This is a genomic window from Amycolatopsis sp. A133 (assembly GCF_031082405.1).
Lineage (GTDB): Bacteria > Actinomycetota > Actinomycetes > Mycobacteriales > Pseudonocardiaceae > Amycolatopsis.
Window position 1 is genome coordinate 307,540 of sequence record NZ_JAVHJU010000007.1, and the last position, 17,201, is coordinate 324,740.

The window sequence follows — 17,201 nt, forward strand, 5'->3', positions numbered from 1 at the left end:
GGTTCCTACCTCTCCACGAACTCCCCCAGGTCGTCCGGGAATTCGCCGGTTTTGTGGTAGCGCCGCCAGGCGTCGAGGCCCGGCAGAGCGCCGGTGGTCAGTTCTTCGAGGAAGCCGCGCACCCAGCGCACCTCGGCTTCCGTCATCGCGAGGTCGTACTCGACCTCCACCAGGAACAGCCGCGGCATGAGCGGACGCAGCTGCTCGAGCGCCGCGCGGTAGGCCTCGGCGCGTTCGCCGAGCTGCTCCAGCCGCTCCCGCAGCCGGCTGATCGCCTGGTCGGGCCCCAGGACGCCGATCATCGACAGCCCGGCCTTGAACCGCGGGGGCTCCCGATCGACCGTGCCGACGAGCTCGCGGACCCAGTCCTCGAACTCTTCGCGCCCGGCCGGCGTGATCCGGTAGACGGTCCGCTCGGGCCGTCCGCCGTCCTTGACGCTCTCGACGGCCTCGACGAAGCCGTGTTTCTCGAGGTTCGCCACGACGGTGTAGAGCGAGCCCCACTTGATCGGCATGTCGGCGTCCTTGCCGCGCTGCTTGAGCACGGCCGCCATCTCGTACGGGTGCATGGGGCGTTCCAGCACGACGGACAGCACGGCCAGCCCGAGCACGTTGCCGACCTTCCGCCGCTTCATCTCGACTCCTCGTCTACGAGTATTCGTGGACGAGTATCACGGAAGACACGACAGTTGGCAAGTGTCTTAGCCAGTGAACTACTCAGAGATCGAACATGTAAGGCACTTCGGCCTGAGCACGGGCGTCGATCCACTCGCGCAGCGCCCGCGTCGCGAGGACGTCGTCTTCGTTGTAGCGCAGGAGCCGTTCGCGCTGGTCGTCGTCCGGCTTCTCGCCGTCCATGCCCACGGCGTCGCGGTACCACCGCATCGACGCCTCGCCGCCCGCCTCCGGGTCGCGCCAGGAGAAACCGGCCACCGGCGCGATCACCTTCAGGCCCTTGCCGTGGGAGCACAGGAACTGGTCGGTGACGCTGCGGAAGAGGTCCACCCACTGCTCGGAGTCCACAAAGGACTGGATGGTCTTCTTCGACGGCACGCCGGGGTGGTCGCCGAAGCGCTCGACGGAGCCGAAGAGCCAGCGGTTCTCGGCGAGCGCGTTGTAGCAGTAGGCGCGGAAGGTCAGGCCCGCCGCTTCGGTGCGCTCGCGGACGTCGGTGAGCCAGGCCCAGAACTCGGCGAAGGACCGTGCCTCGTCGTCGGTGGGCAACGGGTCCCACGTCGCGAAGGCGCGGTAGCCCGGCGGGACGCCGATGTCGGCGCCGCTGAGCAGGCAGCCCCAGAGGTAGGCGCCGGCGTCGCCGAAGCTCTCCATGTCGACGTCGACCTCGACGTCGGCGCGCGGCACCTCGACCGCCTCGACGCGGCGCACCAGCGTCAGGTCGGCGAGCCACGCCCGGGCGAGCACGACGGCGTCCGGGAAGGTGACCCCCGTCCAGTTCACCGCCGGCGGCTCGCCCGCCGGGTCGAGCGCCGCCAGCTTGTCCACAGTGGACACGCCGGCCCGGCGCAGCTCGACGGCGTCCTCGCCGCGGACGACGAGGCTGACGTCGCGGGTTTCCGTGAGCACGACCTCGCACGTCGGCCACCACGGGCAGCGACGGCACTCCAGCACGCGCGACGGCTCGGCGAGGGGTTCCTCGCCGTTCGCGGCGGCGGTGGCGATGGCGAGCCGGTCGGCGAACCGGACCTGGTACTCGGTGAGCGCGTTGCGCCCGCCCGGCCAGGTGCCCGCCGTGAGGTCGTGCCAGACGACGACGTCGGCGTCGAGACCGATCACGCCGCCGAGGGCGAGGCTCTCGTCGGCCTGCCCGAGCGTCTGCAGCATGCGGCGGATGTGCACGAGCCGGAGCTGGTCCCGCGGCTGCGACCGGACCTTGCGGCCGTCGTCGGCCGCGCGGTGCGCCGGGTCGAGGTCGGTCAGGTCGGTGACGATCGCGCCGGTGCCGCGGTCGGTGATGCGGTGGCGCACGACGAGCACCGGGACGTACCCGTGGCCGGTGCGGACGAGCAGGTCGATGCCCCCGCGCCGGTGCCCGGCCGCATCGACCGGCAGCAGCGCACCCCAGATGTAGCGCGCTTCGGCGGCGAAGGCCTGCAGCGTCTGCTCGACGCGCTCGTGGGCCGGGAGGTCGCGGCCGATCTTCACCCAGTGGTCGTCGTTGGCGGCCATCAGCCGGGTGACGATGTCCTCGCGGTGCGCGGCGGCGTCGTCGATCCGCTGCTGCGCGGTGGGGTCGGGCGGGGAGAGCGGCACCTCGCGCATGGCGGGGTCGTGCTCGAGGTGCACGCGGCGACGGCAGCGGCTGACCGCGCCCGCGTCGAGTACCACCTCGGTGTTCATGGAGATCACTCTAGATTCCCACCGCCGAGCCGACATGCCCGCCACCCAGGCGACCAGTAAGTTCGACCTCGACACGTCGCAGGAGGTGCCATGGCGCGCAAGGCCAAGGTCGAGGGTGAAGCCAGGTTCACCCCAAAGAGGGCGAAGAACGTGGTCGCGGTGGCCAAGGTGCTCGGCCCGGCGGTGATCCCGGTGGTGGCGCCGTTGGCGGTGCGCGCGGCGGGCGTCGCCCGGGAGGCGTACGACCGCTACCAGGCGCGCAAGCTGGGTGTCTCGGTCGAGCGCCTGAGCGAGTACACCGGTCGCGGCGCGGCCCTGCACGCCCGGATGGCGGGCTTGGCCGAGGGCTGCCGCGACCTGCAGAAGTCGGAGAAGGCCTCGAAGGCGGACACGGAGTTCGCGAAGGACGCACTGGGAACGCTGGAGCAGCTGTCGGCGACGGTCCGGGCCGCGGAGCGGATGCCGGCGGCGCGCCGGAAGTCGGCGCACCGGGCGGTGGCCGGGGAACTGGAACGGCTGGAGGGCCAGCTGCTGCACCGGCTGGGAATCTGACTCCCGTCGGTCGTGAGTGGTAAAGCGGGTTAGAACCCGCTTTACCACTCACGAGCGGCTACTGCACGAAGCCCTTCTTGACCATCCAGTCGTGGGCCACCTTGCCCGCGTCCTTGCCGTCGACGTCGACCTGCTTGCAGAGCTCGATCATCTGCTCGTTGTCGATCGCCGCGCTCACCTTCTCCAGGGGGCCGCGGACCTCCGGGTGCTGCTTCAGCCACTCCGTGCGCAGCGTGGCCACCGCGTTGTACTGGGGGAACGCTTTCTTGTCGTCCTCCAGCACCCGCAGGTTCAACCCGGAGATCCGGCCGTCCGTGGTGAACACCTCACCGACCGGGCAGGTTCCGCTCGCCACCGCCGAATAGATCGTGCCGATGCCGAAGTTCTTCACCGTCGGGTTCTGGAAGCCGTACGCCTTGACCGCGGCCGGGAAGCCGTCCTGGCGGCTGGTGAACTCCGTCTCCAGGCAGAACACCGCCTGGTCCGGCTTCTGCTTGATGAACGCCGCCAGGTCGGACGTCGTCTTCAGGTTGTTCTTGGCGCCGTACTCCTCGGTCACCGCGAACGCGTACTGGTCGTTCAGCGGCGAATAGTTGAGCCAGGTGACGCCGAACTTCTCCTCGTCCGCCTTGGCCGTCGCCTCGTACTGGGCCTGCTCGCCGCCCGGGACCGGGAGCTCGTTGCCCTGGTAGTTGATCCAGCCCGTTCCGGTGTACTCCCACGTCACGTCCGTCTGCCCGGACAGCAGCGCCTGGCGCGAGGAATTCGACCCCTTGATGTCCGACAGGTCGACGACGTCCGCGCCCGCGGCCGTCAGCGCCATCTCGGACATGTACGCCAGGATGATGTTCTCGGTGAAGTCCTTCGACCCCACCGTCACCTTCAGGCCCTGCAGGGCCGGGATCGGCTGGATCGAACCGGGCCGGATGTCGTACGGCACCGCCTGGTTCACCGTCAGCCCGCACGAGGAAAGCGTCGCGCCCAGCACGGCCACGACGAACAGCCGCCGGAGTTTCATCGCAGGCCCTTCGGTCCGAAGTACTGTTCGGCGACCGCGCCCAGCCAGTCCACCAGCAGCGCCAGTGCGACGGCCAGCACCGAGCCGGTGACCAGCACCGACGTCAGGTTGAGCTTGTAGCCGGTGTCGATGAGCAGCCCGAAGCCGCCGGCGTTGACGAACATGCCGAACGTCGCCGTGCCGACCGCCAGCACCAGCGACGTGCGCAGGCCCGCCAGGATCAAGGGCACCGCCAGCGGGAGCTCGACGCGCCAGAGCACCGCGCCCGCCGACATCCCGATGCCGCGGCCCGCGTCGATCAGCGCCGGGTCCACCTGCTGGATGCCGACCATCGTGTTGCGCAGCACCGGCAGCAGCGAATAGAACGCCAGCGGCAGCGCCGCCACCCAGATGCCGCCGGTCGCGCCGGTGACGATGAACCACAGCACCAGCACACCCAGCGCGGGCGCGGCCTGCCCGATGTTCGCGATCGCCAGGAACACGGGAGCCAGGAAGCGCGCCCACGGCCTCGTCACGATCACCCCGAGCGGCACCGCGACCAGCACGACGATCGCCGTCACCACGAGCGTCATCAGCAGGTGGTCCCACAACGCTGTCCACAGCGTCGACGCGTTGAGCGTCTCCTTCTCCGTCGCGTTCAGGCCGCTGGAGAACACCGAGACGAGCGTCACCGCGACGATCACGAGCACCACGACGGGCTGGGCGAACAGCCGGACGCGTTCCGCGCGTTTGGAGCCGGATTCGGTGCTGAACCCGGTGTCGACGGCGGCCGTCGTCATGCGGACACCTCTTCACCGTTCGTGTGCTCGTCGCGCAGCTGCTGGATGGTCGCGATCACGGTGTCCAGCTGGATGGTGCCCGCGTACTCGCCGCGCGCGCCGGTGACCGGCACCGACCCGCCCTCGGCGAGCATCGCCTCGAGCGCGTCCTGGAGCGTCGACTGCAGGCTGACGACGTCGCGCAGCGGCTTGCCGAGGTTGGCCAGCGAAGTCGCCGACGTGAGTTCGCGGGCGTGCACCCACCGCGTCGGACGGCGGCGCGCGTCCAGCACGAGCGCGAAGTGCCGGCGCGACTCGTCGAGCTTCTCCCGCACCGACGCGGGATTTTCGTCGACGGTCACGGTGAGCGCGTCCTGCTGGAGCTCGACGTCCCGGACGCGCAGCAACGTCAGCTGCTTCAGCGACGCGCCCGCGCCCACGAAGCCCGCGACCGTGTCGTCCGCCGGGTTCGCCAGGATCGCTTCGGGCGTGTCGTACTGCAGGATCGCCGACTGGTTGCCGAGCACCGCGATCTTGTCGCCCAGCTTCACGGCTTCGTCGAAGTCGTGCGTGACGAACACGATGGTCTTCTTCAGCTCGCTCTGCAGCCGCAGCAGCTCGTCCTGCAGGTTGCCGCGGGTGATCGGGTCGACCGCGCCGAACGGCTCGTCCATCAGCAGCACCGGCGGGTCCGCCGCGAGCGCCCGCGCCACGCCGACGCGCTGCTGCTGCCCGCCGGAGAGCTGGCGCGGGAAGCGGTCGCGGAAGTCGGCCGGGTCGAGCCCGACCAGGTCCATCATCTCCTCGACCCGGTCGTTCACCTTCTGCTTGTCCCAGCCGAGCAGGCCCGGCACCACCGCGATGTTCTGCGCGACGGTGAAGTGCGGGAACAGCCCGGCCTGCTGGATGGCGTAGCCGATCCGGCGGCGCAGCGTGTCGACGTCGAGCTTCAGCGCGTCGTCGCCGCCGATGGTGATGCGGCCGGACGTCGGCTCGATCAGCCGGTTGATCATCCGCATGGTGGTGGTCTTGCCGCAGCCCGACGGGCCGACAAAAACGACGATCTTGCCGGCGGGCACGACCATCGAGAAGTCGTCGACGGCGGGCTCGCGGGTGCCGGGGTACCGCTTGGTCACGTGCTCCAGCTCGATCTCGACGCCGGAGACTTCCTCGTTCTCAGCCACGGACACCCCTCGAGATGGTGAAGCGTTTGATCAGGACGTAGACGCCGTCGAGGAGCAGGGCGAGGATGACGACCCCGACCGTGCCGGCGACGGCTTGGTTGAGGGAGTTCGTGCTCCCCGCGTTCGTGAGGCCGGAAAAGACTTCGGCGCCGAAGCCGGGCCCCTTCGCGTAGGCGGCGATCACCGCGATGCCCATCAGCATCTGCGTCGCGACGCGCATGCCGGTGAGGATCGCCGGCCACGCCAGCCGCAGCTCGACGCGGGTGAGCACGCCGAAGCGGCTCATCCCGATGCCGCGCGCGGCGTCCGTGACCGCCGGATCGACGCCGTCGAGACCCACGATGGTGTTCCGGACGATCGGCAGCAGGCCGTAGAGCACGAGCGCGATCACGGCCGTCGTCGGACCGAGCCCCGAGAGCGGGATCAGCAGGCCCAGGAGGGCGAACGACGGGACCGTCAGGATCGTGCTGGCCAGCGCCGTGGCCACGGCCGAACCGATCGGGCTGCGGTAGACCGCAACCCCGATCAGCACGCCGAGGACCGCCGCGAGGATCGTGCACTGCACCACCATGCTGGTGTGCAGGTAGGCCTCCAGCCATAGCTTGCTCGCCCGGTCGGCGATGTAGTCGAAGAGGTTCATCCGTGTTCGCTCTCCCGCCCTTCGTACAGGCCTTCACCCAAACGGGCTAGTTCCTGACCAGCGGCTCAGTACCCAGGGCCCGACCCGCCCAAACCCCCGTCTCCGGCCCACCGTGGCCTACCCGGCCGGGATCGGCAACAAATCGCCTGAACCACGGCGTGGCGTGGGACGTGAACTCGGTGTGTGCTCAGTTCACGGGATCACACGTTCGCGGCGGAGCGGGTCCCTTAGGCTGCTCTTCGTGAGCGATCCGGCACGGCGTCCCGCAGTGCTCGGCGCTACCCGCGGAGTATTACTTGCCGTGAGCGCCGGCGCACTTTCCGTCACCGCGCACCGGCTCGCCGACGGCGGGCTGCCGGATCCGGCGATGACGCTGCTGCTCACCGGCCTGTTCGGCTGGACCGCGGCCGCGCTCGCCCGCAAGGCGCGCGGACCGGTCGCCACGATCGTCCTGCTGGGTGCCGCCCAGCTGGTGATGCACCTGCTGCTCACCACGCTCGCCGGCCACCACGACATGTACACGATGCCCGGCCGCACCGGGCTCGGCATGATCGCCGCGCACACCATCGCGACCGTGCTCACCGCGCTCCTGCTCGCCCGCGCGGATTCGATGCTCCTCACGGTGCTGGCCGTGCTGCGCGCGATCCTGCCGCGGCTGCTCACACCGCTGCCGGTGCCGTCCGCGGCGCCCGCGCTCGTCCCGGCCCGCGTGAGCGGTCCGGACCACCTCGTCGGCGTCGACCTGCGCCGGATCCGCGGGCGGCGCGGCCCGCCCGTTCACTCCTGAACCCCAGCTCGTCCCCGCACCGGCGAACCCCCGGGTTCGCCGTCCCCTTCTTGAGTTCATCAGGAGTGAACCCATGTCCCAGCACGTCTTCAAGCGCGCCGGTTTCCTGGCCGCCACCGTCGGTGCCGCCGGTCTCCTCGGCGCGGGCCTCGCGTCCGCGCACGTCACGGCCAACGTCTACGGCCCGCAGCCCACGAAGGGCGGGTACGCGGCCGTCGTCTTCCGCGTGCCGAGCGAGGAGAAGGACCCCGTCACCACCACGAAGGTCGCCGTCGACTTCAAGGCGGACTACGGCATCGGCTCGGTGCGGACCAAGCCGGTGCCCGGCTGGACCGCCCAGGTGACCAAGTCCAAGCTGCCCACGCCGATCACCAAGGACAACGGCACGCAGATCACCGAAGCCGTCACCGCGGTGACCTGGACCGCGCAGCCGGGCAGCGAGCTCAAGGCCGTCGACTACCAGGAGTTCTCGGTCAGCTTCGGGCCCCTGCCGACCAATGTGGACCAGGTCGAGTTCCCGGCCCACCAGACCTACAGCGACGGCAAGGTCGTCGACTGGAACCAGCCGACCCCGGCGGGCGGCGAGGAGCCGGAGCACCCGGCCCCGGTCGTCAAGCTGGCCGAGAAGGCCAAGGACGGCGACGCGCACGGCAGCATGGCGAACACGGCGTCGACCAACGGCGAGCAGGCCACCGCGACCGCAGCGAACACGTCGGACAGCACGGCCCGCTGGCTCGGCGGGGCCGGCCTGCTCGTCGGCGCCATCGGCCTCGGCGTCGGGGCCGGCGCGACCATCCGGGCCCGCAAGGCCACGGCCAAGTCGGGAGGCAACAGCTAGATGCGCAAGGCGCTCGTCGCGCTGGCGTTGACCGGGGTGGCCGTGCTCGGCACGGCCACCCCGGCGCTGGCGCACAACGTGCTGATCTCTTCGGACCCGGCGAACGGCTCGTCCGTCGCCACCGGCCCGGCGAAGATCAGCCTGACCTTCGACCAGTACGTGCAGGGCGCGGACGTCAACCAGATCGCGGTGACCGGGCCCGGCGGCGGCCAGTGGGCCGAAGGACCGATCACCGTGGTGAACAACGTCCTCACCGCGCCCCTGCGGCCGCTCGGACCGGCCGGCAAGTACACCCTCGGCTACCGGGTGCTGTCCGCGGACGGCCACCCGGTGACCGGTGAGCTCACCTTCACCCTGACCACCGCGGGCACCGGCACGCCGGCGACCGTCGACGCCGCCAGGTCGCCGGGCGGGGCCGCGCAGGCAGCTCCCCAGTCGTCGTCCACCGGCGTGCCGATCTGGGTCTGGATCGCCGGCGCGGTCGTGCTGCTGGCGATCGGGCTGACCGTCGCGCTGCGCTCCGGCGGCAAGATCGAAGAGAAGAACTGATGACCCAGGCCGAGACCACCGCGAAACCCCGCTATTCGACGCTGCTCTGCGTCGTGACGGCGGGCTTGCTCGGCGCCCTGATCGGCGTCGCGCTCATGTCCACCACCCCGGTGCCCGGTGTCGTGGAACCCAGCGCGGTGGTCTCGGCCGGGATCCCGGTCGTCCGGGTCCTGCTCGACCTCGCCGCGGTCACCACGATCGGGCTCGCGCTGCTGTCCGTGCTCGTCGGCTACGACCGGCCGAAGCTGACCGAGCCGGTGATGCGGCTGGCCCGCCCGGCCGGCGTCGCGGCCGCGCTCGTCTGGGCCACGGCCGCGGTCGTCGCGCTGATCCTGCAGACCGCGGAGTACAAGCCGGGCTCGTCGACGCTCTCGCCGTCCGACATCGGCCGGTACATCGCCGACGTCGGCGCGGGCAAGGCGCTCGTGATCGTCGCCGTGCTCGCCCTCGTCCACGCCGGGATCGGCGCGCTGGCGCTGCGCTTCGGCGAGAAGGTGCCCGCCGAGGTCCGCGTCGGGCTCGGTCTGTTCGCGCTGCTGCCGCTCCCGGTCACCGGGCACGCGTCGAACTGGAACTACCACGACTACACGATGATCTCGATGGAGCTGCACGTGATGAGCGCCGTCGCCTGGACCGGCGGCCTCGGCGCGATGACCGTGCTCCTCGTGGCGAACCGGACGCTGCTGGCGCACGCGCTGCCGCGGTTCTCGAAGCTCGCGACGCTCTGCCTGGTCATCTCCGCGGCGACCGGGCTGTTCAACGGGCTGATCGAGGTCTCGCTCAACCCCACCATCGGGTTCTGGACGGCGATCTTCACAACGCCGTACGGGCAGCTGCTCATCCTGAAGACCGGGTGCACCGGCGTCATCGCGCTGCTCGGCGCGAACGTGCGCTGGCGGCTGATGCCGCGGATCGCCCGGCACGACCGCACGGCGCTCGCCGCGTGGGCCACGCTCGAGCTGACCGTCATGGGACTGGCTTTCGGGTTCGCCGTCGTGCTGACACGGGCGCCGGTCGTCGCCTCCTGACGTCGTCCCCGCAGGTAGCACCCGCTCCAACGTCACCGCGAGTAGCTGCAACTTGCGCATTGGGATGACTGGTGATCCATTGGGGGTGACCCGTCGGGCTGAACTTTCTACCCAGAGCGGACCGCCTTTTGGATGCGACGAACGGTCATTTGCAATCGGCGAATGCACGTGCAAGTTGTGGTGTCGATCACACCAAGTGACAGATCACGATCAACGGTAACGCGTCCACCGAGTGTCGGTCCGGCCGTTGCGGAGGTCGTCCAGCCGCCGGTGCAGCTCCGGCCGCACCTGGGGCCGGCTGCGCAGGATCGGGAGCACGCTGGTCGTCAGTTTCAGCTCGCGGATGCCGCGGAGCACGGCGAAGCCGGGCCACGACGTGACGTCGAAGCCGTACGCTGCGGCGAACGTCCGGTAGCGCACCGGCGGATCGCCGAACCGCTCGCGGCCGACCGCCAGCGGTGTCAGGTCCCATTCCGGCGGGCCGACGCACGACGAATCGAAGTCGCAGAGCACCGGGCCGTCCGGGCCGGGGATGACGTTGCCGGGGTAGGCGTCGCCGTGGACGAGGCCCCTGGGCAGCGGAAACTCCAGTCCCGCCAGAGCGGCTTCGAGCTCGGCGCAACGGTCGAGCAGGAATTCCCGGTCGGCGTCGCCGAGCTCCTCGGCGTCGGACACCCTGGCCCGCACCGCGGCGAACGGCGCCCACTCGGCGAGGCCGGGCGGCGGGGGAAGGGCGTGCACCTGGCGCAGCAGCCGGGCCAGGTCGATCGACGTCGCCGGGCGGCCGATGCTCGGCACCTGGTGCCACACGGTCACCAGGTGCCCGCCGACCTCCAGGGGCTGCTCGACGTCGCCGAAGAGCCGGATCGCGGGGACGCCGTGGGCTTCGAAGTGCCGGGCTACGCGCACGACGGTGCCGACGCGGTGCCGCAGCTGCGTCGAGCCGACGATCCGCACCACAAAAGGCGCCGTGACCAGCGCGTACACCGCGTTGTTGGTGAACCGCAGCAGCCGCGCGCCCGCCGGGTCGAGCCCCAGCAGCGCGCAGGTCCCGGCCAGCACGCCGCGCAGTTTTTCCGAGGTGAACCGGCCGGACAAGGCGGTCCCGGTGCTCCCAGCCTCCCCGGCGTTATGCGGCGTAGAAAGCGTGGAGGCGGTCGGCGAGGTCACGGGCGTCGGCGTTGTTGCGGCGGCGCTCGGCCTCTTCCTGCAGAGGCCGCATCCGGTCCTTGACCCGCTCGGACTTGATGCCCTCGGCGCAGTCGATGGCCTTGCCGCCGACCTTGGCGCCGTGGTCGAGGTCGCCGTCGAGCAGGTGGTTGGTGGCGAGCGCGCTCAGCATGAACGTCTTGGAGCGGGCCATTTCGTCGTCGTAGGACTCGACGGCCCTGGTCAGCGCGGGAATCGCGTACTTGGTGTGCTCGGCGTTCTTCTGCGCGAGGACCGTGTGGACGGTGCCGACCATGGCGTAGACGTCGGTCTCGTTGAAGAACTTGACCCACGACTCGGCTTCGGCCAGGTTGGCGCGCTCGAACTCGTCCTTGCTCCGGCCGAGCAGCTTCACCGCCTGCTCTTCGTTGCCCATCATCGCGTAGGCCCACGCTTCGTTCGCGCACAGCACGGAGACGGCCAGTTCGGAACCGCTTTCCTGAGCGGCGATCTGACCCAGCTGGAACAGCTTCAGCGCGTCGTTCGGGGCGTCCTGGTGCAGGTAGACGCGGCCCATGCGGTAGAGCACGTTGGCCACCAGCGGGTGGTTTTCGCCCTGCTTGGCCAGGTCCAGCGCGTTGGCGAAGTGACCGCGGGCGGAGTCCATCAGCCCGGTGTCGAAGGAGGTCCAGCCGGCCAGCGAGTGGAGGTCGGCGAGCGCGACGTACAGGCGGTTCTTCACCAGGTCGGTGCCGTGGGCCTCGAGCATCTGCTGTCCCCAGGACAGCTGCGCCACGACGGCGTCGCGGCAGAACCCGCCGCCGTACTGGTAGTCCAGCGCCCGCAGCGCCCGCGTCGCGGCTTCCACCTGGCGCACGTCGGTCATGCCGATGCGCCCGGGCGCCGGCGTCCGCGCCGGCCCGGCCGACCAGGTGCCCGACTCCGGACCGAACACCGCCGCACCCATCGTGACCTGGGCAGCGTGCGCGAGGAACCTCCGTCGCTTCACGGACTCGTCCTCCTCAGCCTGCTGGCCGTCGGCGGAGCCGACGACGCGTATCGCCGTGGCCTCGTCGTAGGCGAGGCCCATGTATCCACGTGGGACACCCAGGCCGTCGGCGATCCGCGTGAGCACGTCGTAGGCCATGACCTGGCGACCCTTGAGGATCTCCGACACCTCGGACTGGGACTGGCCGGTCATCGCGGCGATCTGGCGCTGCGAGACACCGTGCTTGCGCAGGAGCCGGTAGACGGCGCTGATCTCGCGCGACGCGAGAGCCGTTCTCATCTCCGGCTGCTCCCACGCGTCAGCGGGAACTGCGTGGCTCTGCCGGGCTTCGGCACTGCCACCGTTACTGGCGTCCATCGCGCCCCCTCCACTGTCCGGTCGGGCGTCTGTTAATCAGCGTAGGCAAACCTGCGGAACCGTGTGAACAGCCGGACTGACGCCCTGATCGGTCCGGGCGAAGTCCGCTGACCGCTTACCGTGGAACCGAGTCCAGTCACCGCTATGACGTCGGTTCCACCTTCTATCGCACTCGGTTTCACCTCACTGTAGTTGTCAGATCTCCGTCACCGGCCGCACACCGGTAGCGATCACGGAGAGCTACGAAAACCGCAGCGTTGTGACAAAGCGATGTTGCAGAAGGCATCTTCGGAGACTTTCGACAGAGCGGAGAAGGGCGTGGAGTTCGTGGACTCGTTCGCAGGGGGACATGCCGGCACGGCCACCCGTGCCGTGCGGCCGGCAATGGTCTCCCCGGCCTCCCCGGTCTCCGCCGTCCGCCCCGTCACCCCCGCCGCCGCGGTGGACCCGCGCACCGCGAGCGTCCGCCACTACGAGGGCGGTCAGCTCGTGTGGCGGGTGCAGTGCGGCGACCTGATCAGCCGGGAACGTGCGGTGACGGTGTTCGTCGAAGACAACCAGGTGGTACTGGTCTCGCCTCCCGGCGAGACCGCGCGGCTGACGTCCGGCCAGCTCGGCCAGCTGCGCGCCGCGCTCAACGAAGCCGCCAAGATGGCGGAAAGGTAACGGTGAGCTGACATGGATCAGGTACTCGGGCAGGTCCTCCGCAATGCGGTCTGGGAGCGCCTCGACATGCTGACCGACCTGGCGAACCGCGCCGACGCCCAGTCGCTCGTCTCGGTCGCGCGCTCCGAACTGCCCCGGTTGACCGAGGCGTGGCGCGCGATGCTGAAGATGCACGAGCCCGACGAGCGCGGTGACTGCCCGACCTGTTCGACCCGGTGGCACCGCTGCAAGGCGCCGTGCTCGGTCTGGCGGGTCGCCCACGAACACCTGGTGGCCGGCGGGCTGGCCCCGCAGCAGTCCTCGGCGGACAGCCGGCTGCAGGGCCGCCGCAAGAGCCCGGTCGCGGCGCACCCCGCACCGCCCACCCCGGCCGAGACCACCGGTCGCCACGCGCTGGTGAATCCGCGCCGAGCGGTCACGGCCTGACCCCATAGACCGGCGAGCGCGGGCCGACCGATCGCCCCATCGGACCCGCACCTGCACTCGCCACGGCCGAGGACTGTTTCGCCCGCACCCCCGAGCAGCGCGAACCAGTCCTCGGCCACCACCCCGGTCCCCACCGCGATTAATCGAAAAAAATCCGCGTTAGGCCTAGCCCAGGCGGTAATCCCCCGCTAGATTGATCATCGAAAGACAGCAGTGGACCACGGGTCTGGTCCTGCTTTCGCCCGCCTTGAGCGGCCCTCGAATTCCGCGGGCCGGTGCCGTTGCACTCCCCTCCCCCGACCGGCACCGGCCCGCGGTTCCACGTCCGCCCCAAGGCCACCTCGGGGGGCTAGCGGACCGCCTTCACACGCAGCACCAGCACCGCGGCCAGGAGCGTCGCGACCGCCGAAGCCGCGAACAGGCCCGGATATCCGCCGAGGTACGTGAGTACCAGCGGCGTCACCAGCGGGGCGACCACCTGCGGCAGCGAGTTCGCGATGTTGATGACGCCGAGGTCCTTCGCGCGGTCCTGCGCCGTCGGGAGCACCTGCGTCAGCATCGCCAGCGCGACCGCCATGTACGCCCCGAACCCGACGCCGAGCAGCGGGGACGCCGCGAGGGCTACCGGCCAGCTCTGCCAGATCACCAGCAGCAAAGCGGCCAGGGCCATCACGCCGGAAGCCACGAGGACGTACGGCTTGCGCCGTCCGGACCGGTCGGAGAAGTGGCCCGCGAGCAGCGCGCCGACCACGAGCGCGACGCCGTACAACGCCATCATGATGAGCAGGCCGGTGTCCGGATCCGGGTAGTGCACCGCGTCCTTGAGGAAGAACAGCAGGTAGAGCGTCCCGAACGCGTTGCCGAGGTTGATCATGAAGTGGCACGACCACGCCCACGCGAAGTCCGGGAACCGGCGCGGCGAGACCCACAGGTTGCGGATGACTTCGCCGGCTTGCGACGACGGCCGGAACTCGGCCGGCAGGCGCGCGTCCGGCGTCCGCAGGACGAAGAACGCGGCTCCGATCACCACGATCCCGGCGCAGGCCGCGTAGGCCAGCGGCAACCCGGCGATGCCGAGCATGACGACGACCACAACCGCGCCGAGCACGGTGCCGAGCATCTGCGCGATGCCGACCAGGCCGCCGACCTGCGCGCGCTGCCCGACCGGGACGCGGTCGGCGATGGCGGACATCAGGGTGGCGAGCATGCCGTTGAGCCCGGCCTGGACCAGGCACCAGCCGGTGATCATCAGCGCGACGTTCGGCGCGAACGCGAGCGTCAGCAGCCCGACGGCGCCGACGGCCGCACCGATCACCGTCCACGGGTGGCGGCGGCCGAACCGCGAGCACGTCCGGTCCGACAGCAGCCCGACCGCCGGGTTGACGACCAGCGCGACGAGCGCGCCGACGCCCATCACCAGCCCGAGCACGAACTCCTTGTTCACCTTGTCGAGCAGCTCGGCCTGCTGCGGCAGCAAAACCTGGATCGGCGCGTAGACGCCCAGCCAGAGCGCGATGTTCGCGAAGAACAGCAGGCTCATCCAGCCGGGGCGCACCCGTACGACGGGCTCGGCGAGCGCCTCCGGGACGGCTTGGGTCGTTTCACTCATTCCGCACCAGCTTCCGGTACCAGTGGAACGAGTCCTTCGGCGTCCGCCGCAGGGTCTCGTAGTCGACGTGCACCAGGCCGAAGCGCGGCGCGTAGCCCTTGGACCACTCGAAATTGTCCATCAGGGACCAGCAGAAGTAACCACGCACGTCGACGCCGGCGTCCATCGCCTCGCGCACCGCGACCAGGTGGCTGTGCAGGAAGTCGATGCGTTCGGGGTCGTGGACACCGCCGTCTTCGGCGACTTCGTCGGCGAAGCTGCAGCCGTTTTCGGTGATCTGGATCGGCGGCAGCTTGTCCTGGTAACGGCGGTGGAAGCCGAGCAGCAGCTCACGCAGGGCGTGCGGGACGATCGGCGAGTCGTTGGTCGTCATCGGGTAACCCTCGACCGGGCGCAGCTCGAAGGGCAGCGGATTGCCCGGGCCGGGTTGGGCGACACCTTGCGGCTCGTAGTAGTTGATGCCGTAGAAGTCGAGGGGCTGCGCGATGGCCGGCAGGTCGTCGGCGAACCCGGCGGGGAGGTGCGCGTGGAGTTCCTCGGGGTAGCTGCCGAGCAGCATGGGGTCGGCGTAGAGCCGGTTGAGCAGGGCGTCCAGGTAGTCCGCCGCATCCTGGGCGTCGTCGTCGGCGGGCCAGATGGGCGAGTGGTTGTTGGCGGTGCCGATGTTCGTGGCGCCGGCCGCGCGGAGGGCCTGGACGGCGAGGCCGTGCGCGAGGTTCTGGTGGTGCGCGGTCGGGATGGCGTCGAGCAGGAGCGTCCGGCCGGGCGCGTACTCCCCGATCCCGTACCCGAAGATGGACATGACCATGGGCTCGTTGAGCGGAATCCACAGTTTCACCCGATCGGCGAAGCGATCTCCGATGATCCGGGCGTACTCGGCGAAGCGCTCAGCGGTAGCCCGGGAGAGCCAGCCGCCCTCGTCTTCGACGGCCTGCGGGGTGTCCCAGTGGTAAAGCGTGACGGCGGGGGCGATGCCCGCTTCGCAAACGGCGTCGATCAGCTTGTCGTAGAACCCGAGCCCTTCGGGGTTGGGCGCGCCCTTGCCGTCGGGCTGGATGCGGGGCCACGCGATGGACATCCGGTAGGCGCCGACGCCGAGCTCCGCCATGAGGGCGATGTCTTCGGGGTAGCGGTGGTAGTGGTCGGCGGCTACGTCGGCTCGTTCACCGCGGGCGATCTTGCCCTCGGTCGCGGAGAATGTGTCCCAGATGGACGGTCCGCGGCCACCTTCGCTGGTGGCGCCTTCGATCTGGAACGCCGATGTCGAAACACCCCAGAGGAAGTCGGGCGGGAAGATCGGGTTCTGCACCGGCTGCTGACCCCTTCGTCAGGCCACCCGTACGGGTGAACATGAAAAGTTCTCATATACTAGGTCTTCACTCGTCCGTGGGGAAGCCCGTCGGCACGATAAAGTCCCAGATCAGACGAGGAGGAGCGCCGTGTCCGACATCCAGGCCGCGAAGGTGCCGGCGGAAGCCACCCCCTTACGCCGCCAGCCGGTCCAGCAACGCAGCGCGAAGCGGGTCGAGCAGATGCTCGACGCGAGCGCGGCGTTGATCGACGAGCTCGGTTACGACGCATTGACGACGACGTTGATCGCCAAACGAGCGGGCGTCGCCGTGGGTTCGCTGTACCAGTTCTTCCCCGACAAGCGCGCGGTCGTGCAAGCGCTTACGGCCCGGAACCTCGAGAGGTTCGTGGGCGCGGTGAACGAGCGCCTGAAGCAGCTCGGACCGGAGCACTGGTGGGACGTCGTGGACTCGATCCTCGACATCTACCTGGAGATGCACCGCACGGTCCCGGGATTTTCGAAGGTCCACTTCGGCGACATCATCGACCGCCAGCTGCTGGACGAGACGCGCGACAACAACGCGGTGATCGTCGATTCCCTGACGGACCTGGTGGCAACCCAGGTGGATCGGCCGGTGGAGGACCTGCGGTTCGCGATCACCATCGCGAACGAGGTGGCCGACGCGCTGCTGAAGCTGGCCTTCCGGAAGGAACCGAGCGGCGACGAGAAGATCGTCGCCGAGGCCAAGTACGTGGTGAAGGGGTATTTGGCGGCTCGGTTCGGGGAGCGGTCGTAACTGTCCACAGAAGTTGTCCACAGGTATGCACAGCTGTGGACAACCCGGTGGTTTTGGGGCCGGTTGTCGGTGGGGGCCGATAGACTGGAAGTGGGGGTTCCCCCTGGGAGGGTGGGCCGCGTTCGGGGCCGGGCGGGGTGGGCCATTTCCAGCGCGGGCCGCAACTAGGGCAGGCCGCGCAGGCGG

At 69.9% G+C, this 17,201-nt stretch carries 18 protein-coding genes; 8 read left to right on the forward strand and 10 right to left on the reverse strand.

Going from position 1 to position 17,201, the window contains the following annotated elements:
* Positions 1-5: 5 nt before the first annotated feature.
* Both Q5425_RS09640 and Q5425_RS09645 read right to left on the reverse strand, forming a co-directional pair.
* On the reverse strand, positions 6-635 hold the full coding sequence (locus tag Q5425_RS09640) for a PadR family transcriptional regulator (RefSeq protein WP_308671769.1): 630 nt from the start codon (positions 633-635) through the stop codon (positions 6-8).
* An 82-nt stretch (positions 636-717) separates the two neighbouring features.
* Entirely contained in the window at positions 718-2,358 is a 1,641-nt protein-coding gene (locus Q5425_RS09645) for a TM0106 family RecB-like putative nuclease (protein ID WP_308671770.1), read from the reverse strand.
* 90 nt (positions 2,359-2,448) lie between these two features.
* On the opposite strand from Q5425_RS09645, the gene Q5425_RS09650 reads away from it, so the two are divergent.
* Complete coding sequence (locus Q5425_RS09650) at positions 2,449-2,910, forward strand: DUF6474 family protein (protein WP_308671771.1); 462 nt, start codon at positions 2,449-2,451, stop codon at positions 2,908-2,910.
* 58 nt (positions 2,911-2,968) lie between these two features.
* Here the strand turns inward: Q5425_RS09650 and Q5425_RS09655 are convergent, their stop codons facing one another.
* From Q5425_RS09655 to Q5425_RS09670, 4 genes are read right to left on the reverse strand one after another with little or no spacing between them, the layout of a single operon-like run.
* Positions 2,969-3,928 (reverse strand): glycine betaine ABC transporter substrate-binding protein, encoded by a 960-nt coding sequence (locus tag Q5425_RS09655; protein WP_308671772.1) that lies wholly within the window; start codon positions 3,926-3,928, stop codon positions 2,969-2,971.
* A complete protein-coding gene (locus Q5425_RS09660; protein ID WP_308671773.1) occupies positions 3,925-4,707 on the reverse strand; it encodes an ABC transporter permease in 783 nt (260 codons plus the stop codon). Before Q5425_RS09660 ends, Q5425_RS09655 begins: the two co-directional genes overlap by 4 nt.
* Complete coding sequence (locus Q5425_RS09665; RefSeq protein WP_308671774.1) at positions 4,704-5,870, reverse strand: ATP-binding cassette domain-containing protein; 1,167 nt, start codon at positions 5,868-5,870, stop codon at positions 4,704-4,706. The genes Q5425_RS09660 and Q5425_RS09665 overlap by 4 nt, the downstream gene beginning before the upstream one ends.
* Positions 5,863-6,510, reverse strand: a complete 648-nt coding sequence (locus Q5425_RS09670; RefSeq protein ID WP_308671775.1) for an ABC transporter permease — start codon at positions 6,508-6,510, stop codon at positions 5,863-5,865. The genes Q5425_RS09665 and Q5425_RS09670 overlap by 8 nt, the downstream gene beginning before the upstream one ends.
* A 301-nt stretch (positions 6,511-6,811) precedes the next feature.
* Between Q5425_RS09670 and Q5425_RS09675 the strand changes: the two genes are divergently transcribed.
* The 4 genes from Q5425_RS09675 to Q5425_RS09690 all read left to right on the forward strand — a co-directional run bounded on the left by Q5425_RS09675 (position 6,812) and on the right by Q5425_RS09690 (position 9,712).
* Positions 6,812-7,297, forward strand: a complete 486-nt coding sequence (locus Q5425_RS09675; protein ID WP_308671776.1) for a hypothetical protein — start codon at positions 6,812-6,814, stop codon at positions 7,295-7,297.
* 73 nt (positions 7,298-7,370) lie between these two features.
* A complete protein-coding gene (locus tag Q5425_RS09680; protein ID WP_308671777.1) occupies positions 7,371-8,135 on the forward strand; it encodes a YcnI family protein in 765 nt (254 codons plus the stop codon).
* Positions 8,136-8,684 carry a copper resistance protein CopC gene (locus Q5425_RS09685; RefSeq protein ID WP_308671778.1) on the forward strand — a complete coding sequence of 183 codons (549 nt, stop codon included), beginning with the start codon at positions 8,136-8,138 and terminating at the stop codon, positions 8,682-8,684.
* A complete protein-coding gene (locus Q5425_RS09690) occupies positions 8,684-9,712 on the forward strand; it encodes a CopD family protein (RefSeq protein ID WP_308671779.1) in 1,029 nt (342 codons plus the stop codon). The genes Q5425_RS09685 and Q5425_RS09690 overlap by 1 nt, the downstream gene beginning before the upstream one ends.
* A 210-nt stretch (positions 9,713-9,922) precedes the next feature.
* Here the strand turns inward: Q5425_RS09690 and Q5425_RS09695 are convergent, their stop codons facing one another.
* Both Q5425_RS09695 and Q5425_RS09700 read right to left on the reverse strand, forming a co-directional pair.
* A complete protein-coding gene (locus Q5425_RS09695) occupies positions 9,923-10,810 on the reverse strand; it encodes an aminoglycoside phosphotransferase family protein (RefSeq protein ID WP_308671780.1) in 888 nt (295 codons plus the stop codon).
* A 31-nt stretch (positions 10,811-10,841) separates the two neighbouring features.
* Positions 10,842-12,227 (reverse strand): helix-turn-helix transcriptional regulator, encoded by a 1,386-nt coding sequence (locus Q5425_RS09700; protein WP_308671781.1) that lies wholly within the window; start codon positions 12,225-12,227, stop codon positions 10,842-10,844.
* Positions 12,228-12,545: 318 nt separating this feature from the next.
* On the opposite strand from Q5425_RS09700, the gene Q5425_RS09705 reads away from it, so the two are divergent.
* Both Q5425_RS09705 and Q5425_RS09710 read left to right on the forward strand, forming a co-directional pair.
* Entirely contained in the window at positions 12,546-12,893 is a 348-nt protein-coding gene (locus tag Q5425_RS09705; protein WP_308671782.1) for a hypothetical protein, read from the forward strand.
* 12 nt (positions 12,894-12,905) lie between these two features.
* Positions 12,906-13,319, forward strand: a complete 414-nt coding sequence (locus tag Q5425_RS09710) for a hypothetical protein (RefSeq protein WP_308671783.1) — start codon at positions 12,906-12,908, stop codon at positions 13,317-13,319.
* Between the two features lie 349 nt (positions 13,320-13,668).
* On the opposite strand, the gene Q5425_RS09715 is transcribed toward Q5425_RS09710, so the two are convergent.
* Both Q5425_RS09715 and Q5425_RS09720 read right to left on the reverse strand, forming a co-directional pair.
* Complete coding sequence (locus tag Q5425_RS09715) at positions 13,669-14,928, reverse strand: MFS transporter (RefSeq protein ID WP_308671784.1); 1,260 nt, start codon at positions 14,926-14,928, stop codon at positions 13,669-13,671.
* Positions 14,921-16,237 (reverse strand): GH1 family beta-glucosidase, encoded by a 1,317-nt coding sequence (locus Q5425_RS09720; protein WP_308671785.1) that lies wholly within the window; start codon positions 16,235-16,237, stop codon positions 14,921-14,923. The genes Q5425_RS09715 and Q5425_RS09720 overlap by 8 nt, the downstream gene beginning before the upstream one ends.
* Positions 16,238-16,367: 130 nt before the next feature.
* Between Q5425_RS09720 and Q5425_RS09725 the strand changes: the two genes are divergently transcribed.
* Complete coding sequence (locus tag Q5425_RS09725; RefSeq protein ID WP_308671786.1) at positions 16,368-17,015, forward strand: TetR family transcriptional regulator; 648 nt, start codon at positions 16,368-16,370, stop codon at positions 17,013-17,015.
* Positions 17,016-17,201: the final 186 nt, after the last annotated feature.